Genomic DNA, 4,611 nt, shown 5'->3' with positions numbered 1-4,611 from the left:
TAAAACCGCGTTTTTGGACACCCCATATCTGGTCTATGTAAAAAACGACGGATCGGTCCTTTTGCAGTTCACCCAGACCAAAAAGATTCTGGATCTGCTCAAGAAGATGAGTATCCATGAAAAGTCCGTTGATGGCGCAGCCACAACCCGCTTTTCCGGCCTGACACGCAATGGTTCCGATATGTCTCAATACCGCAACCTGCTGTCCAAAGCCGTGCAGGCCCTGACCGGTGCGGCTGAAGAACGCGGCGTAGAGAGTCTCTTCTCTCCCGGCGGAACCGTAATCAATAAAAACAGCTTTAAGGGCATGGATGACTTTGAAGTGGTGTCGTATCTGATTCTCTTAGAGGGAGGAACCACAGATGGACACCGATAAACACAGATTGGATAAAACCACGGAAAACACGGAAAAAGAAAAAAACAATTCTGTGTTTTCTGTGTATTCCGTGGTTAATATTGGGTTCCCTGAGTCAGCGTATTTGCATAAACGTGTACCTAAAAAGCTGTTCCTTGAGAATCCTTCTTTGGGCGCCAGCGATAAAAAGCTGTTCCGGGAAAACGTAAAAAACGTTTACTGGGAATACACCCTGAAGCCATCAACCTGTCCGGTTCTTCCCTACAGGGACAATGAACGGGAGTATCTTGAGGTGGCTGTTTTGCAGGTTGAAATGAATTCCCAGAAAGGACACAAACGAATCGCCGAAATTATCCACAGAATAATACCCTATCCGCTGATGATCGGCTTTTTTATTGGAACCACAGAAAACACGGAAGACACTGAAAATAAAAATTCTGTGTCTTCCGTGGTTAATAAATCTCTTGTTGCCCTGAGCATCGCTCCCAAACGTTTCAGTCAGGCCGAGCATGGAGCCTTTGTTGCCGAGCGCTTTTATACCACTGGCTGGATGAAAGTAACAATTGAGAATGGAGAATTGAAAATTGATAATGAAAATAATTGTCAATTATCCACTGTCAATTATCAATTTATAAAGTCACTTGCATGGGGCAATATGCCGCTTCAGACCTACGGCACTTTATACAATGCCTGGACGGATCGCTTTACCGGATACGAATGCTCGGTGTTATCCGGAACCTTTACCATCGGCAAAGCCGGAGACCGGCTCGAACGGTTGACGAAGTGCCGGGAAATTGAATCAAGAATATCGGAGCTGCGCGGGCAGCTGAAAAAAGCAGCTTTTAACCGGCAGGTGGAGCTGAATACACAAATCAAGAAATTTGAACAAGAGCTCAAGCAACTGGCGGAAAACTTATGAGACAACAGAACACACTGAATACACGGAAAAAAACGCTGAGATTTTCGGTGAAGCCGACGACCCTTCTGTGTTTTCCGTGGTTATAAATAGAGAGGTTTAATCATGGAAAAAATGGATGGTAAATCAATGGACATCGTAGCCGAAAACGTGGCCAAGCTGAAGGAGGTGTTCCCGGAAGCCTTTACCGAAGGCAAGGTGGACTTCGAAGCCCTGAAGGAAGTACTTGGCACGTTTGTGGACGACCGAGATGAACGCTACAGCTTCACTTGGAACGGCAAGAGCAAAGCCCGGATGATCGCCCAGACACCCAGCACAGGAACCTTGCGCCCCTGCAAGGAAGAGTCGGTGGATTGGGACACCACCCAGAATATTTTCATTGAAGGCGACAACCTTGAAGTGCTCAAGCTCCTGCAGAAGAGCTATCACAAAAAAGTGAAGATGATCTTTATTGACCCACCCTACAACACCGGCAAGGACTTTGTGTATAAAGATGATTTTAGGGACAATATTAAGAATTACAAACAAATCACTGGCCAGATAGATGGTGAAGGACGCAACCTCTCAAACAACCCTGAAACGAGCGGACGCTATCATACCGACTGGTTGAATATGATGTATCCACGCCTGAAGCTTGCCAGAAACCTTCTTAAAGATGATGGAGCCATTTTTATAGTAATTGACGATGTCGAAGTATCAAATCTGAAGAAAATATGTGATGAAATTTTTGGAGAGGAAAACATAATCGCTCATGTGATATGGCAGCACAGCGTTCAACCTAAAGGCTATACGGATATATTCTCCGTTCATCACAACCACATATTAGGTTATCGAAAATCTGAAGCATATAAAATCCATGCTCTCCCAAGAACTGAACAGGACAATAAAAATTATTCTAATCCTGATAATGACCCCAATGGTGACTGGCGATCAGGTGATGTTAGAAATGCATTATATCGCCCAAATCTGATATACGATATTGTTACACCATCTGGAAAAGTAATATCTCCCCCAGAAAACGGTTGGAGATGGAGTAAAGAAACCGTCCAAGAAAAAATCTCCACTGGTGAGATTCTTTTTTCCGATGATGAAACACGTATTATCAGAAAAATTTATCTCGCAAATCAAACTGGGCGTGCACCTGAAACTATTTGGTTTGGAAAAGACGTTGGAGTCACACGAGATGGTGCCAACCAGCTTAAAGCACTTTTTGATGGCAAGGCTCCATTCGATACAGTCAAGCCCATAGGTCTCATTCAAAGGGTAATGCAGGTTGCTGGAGTGGCGGAAGAAGATATCGTTTTGGATTTTTTTGCGGGGTCGTGCTCAGCAGCACATGCTGTTCTTGATAGCAAAACCGGTCACTTTGTTGCGGTACAAATTCCAGAACGTGTAGATGACAGCCTGCCAACTGGAAAAATTGCAAAAGAGTTGAATTTACCCCATATAGCCGAAGTAGGTAAAGAACGCATCCGCCGCGCCATCGCAAAACTCAAGGAAGAAAATCCTGAATACGATGGTGACCTTGGCTTCAAGGTATTCAAACTCGACTCCACTAATATCAAGCCATGGGAAGTGGACTTTGATATGACTGAGCGCACCCTCGAAGACTTTATTTCCAACATCAAAACCGATCGCCGCGAGGAAGATGTTCTTTACGAGGTCCTGCTTAAGTATGGCCTCGATCTGACTTTGCCTATTGATGAATGGATAATGGACAATGGAAAATTGATAATGAAAGATGAACATCATTCTCAATTGGTTTACTCTATCGGTATGGGAGCGCTGATCATCTGCCTGTCGGATGCCATCTCGCTTGAAGTGGTCGAAGGCATTGCCAAGCTGAAAAACGAGCTTAATCCGGAAATCATGCGCGTGGTATTCAAGGACTCCGGCTTCAAGGATGACGTGGTTAAAACCAATGCGGTTCAGATTCTCAAACAGGCCGGCATTGTCGATGTAAGGAGCTTGTGATGGGAAAGAAACCACGAACGGACACGAATAAACACGAATTGGATAAAACCACGGAACATACGGAAGTGGGTTTTGATGGTTTGGTTGGGCTATTTGCGCAGACGCAGACTGCCATGCAGACGCAGGCGGCTCGTTCTGTAGATATTGCGTTAGTTGTCCGTAACTGGCTTTTTGGCTGGTATATTGTGGAGTTTGAAAATGGCGGGGCTGAACGGGCGGATCTGTATGGAAAAAAGCTGTTCAAACGCCTCTCGAAGGAGCTGAACCAATCTGGCTTGAAAGGGATGTCCGAAACAAATTTGAGGAAATTTCGAGAGTTTTATCAGGGATACGCCGAGATTCAACAGACACTGTCTGTTACATCTTTATCCTCCCAAAAGATTCAACAGACACTGCCTGCGCAATCTTTTTTGACTGCTTTAATTTCCGAAACACTGTCTCGGAAAAGTGATGAGAGCTCATTTCTTCCGGATGATTTTTGGCAAACGCTGTCCGCCAAATTTTCGTTAAGCTGGTCGCATTATGTGGTTCTGCTCACGATTGACTCTGCGGATGAACGCCGGTTTTATGAACTTGAAGCCACCCAAAATGCCTGGGGTATTCGGGAGCTGAAACGTCAAATCAATTCCAGCCTATATGAGCGGCTTGCGTTGAGTCGTGATAAAGCGGGAGTGAAAGAGCTTGCGCAAAAAGGGCAGTTAGTAGCAAAACCCTCAGATGTTTTGAAAAGCCCGTATGTTCTGGAATTTCTGGGTTTGCAGGAAAAACCAGAATATTCAGAGCATGATCTTGAGACGGCAATCATTGATAAAATCGAACATTTCTTGCTTGAACTGGGCAAAGGATTCCTCTTTGAGGCGCGGCAAAAACGATTCACCTTTGACGATGACCACTTTTATGTCGATCTGGTTTTCTACAACCGACTACTTCGCTGTTATGTGATTATTGATTTAAAACGGGATCGTCTCACCCATCAAGACCTCGGTCAGATGCAGATGTATGTCAACTACTTCGACCGTTATGTAAAACTGGAGGATGAAAAACCGACTGTCGGTATTCTGCTTTGCCATTCAAAAGATGATCGTTTGGTTGAACTGACCTTACCAAAGGACGCCAACATCCACGCTTCCGCCTACCAGCTTTATCTTCCCGATAAAGAGGCTTTAAAAAAACAACTCGAAGAGGCTCAGGCAGAATGGGAAGCAACTCACGAGGATTCCCCGCCAGTTCAGGATCAAGGAGGAATCACGAATGAACACAAATAAACACGAATCCGCTGAAAACACGGAAGAACGGCGGTTGGCGACAAAGGATGAGTTGACGGACTTCCTGCTTTATACGGCCCCCGATGGAGCTGTGAAGGTGG

At 45.1% G+C, this 4,611-nt stretch carries 3 protein-coding genes and 1 pseudogene; all 4 read left to right on the top strand.

Annotation, left to right across the window (positions count from 1 at the left end; all coding sequences use genetic code 11):
• Positions 1 to 376 (top strand): annotated as a pseudogene (locus B3D59_RS06635) (helicase); the annotation flags it as partial.
• On the top strand, positions 363 to 1,274 hold the full coding sequence (locus tag B3D59_RS06630) for a DUF4391 domain-containing protein (RefSeq protein WP_286818535.1): 912 nt from the start codon (positions 363 to 365) through the stop codon (positions 1,272 to 1,274). The pseudogene B3D59_RS06635 and the gene B3D59_RS06630, both read left to right, overlap by 14 nt.
• A 102-nt stretch (positions 1,275 to 1,376) precedes the next feature.
• Positions 1,377 to 3,245: a site-specific DNA-methyltransferase gene (locus B3D59_RS06625; RefSeq protein WP_286818534.1), complete on the top strand. Its 1,869-nt coding sequence runs from the start codon at positions 1,377 to 1,379 to the stop codon at positions 3,243 to 3,245.
• Positions 3,245 to 4,510, top strand: coding sequence for a PDDEXK nuclease domain-containing protein (locus B3D59_RS06620; RefSeq protein ID WP_286818533.1), 1,266 nt, complete (start codon positions 3,245 to 3,247; stop codon positions 4,508 to 4,510). The genes B3D59_RS06625 and B3D59_RS06620 overlap by 1 nt, the downstream gene beginning before the upstream one ends.
• Positions 4,511 to 4,611 lie beyond the last annotated feature (101 nt).

The organism is Desulfobacter sp. UBA2225 (assembly GCF_002348205.1).
Lineage (GTDB): Bacteria > Desulfobacterota > Desulfobacteria > Desulfobacterales > Desulfobacteraceae > Desulfobacter > Desulfobacter postgatei.
The sequence above is the reverse complement of the archived record's forward strand: the minus strand, read 5'-3'. Positions and strand labels throughout refer to the sequence as shown.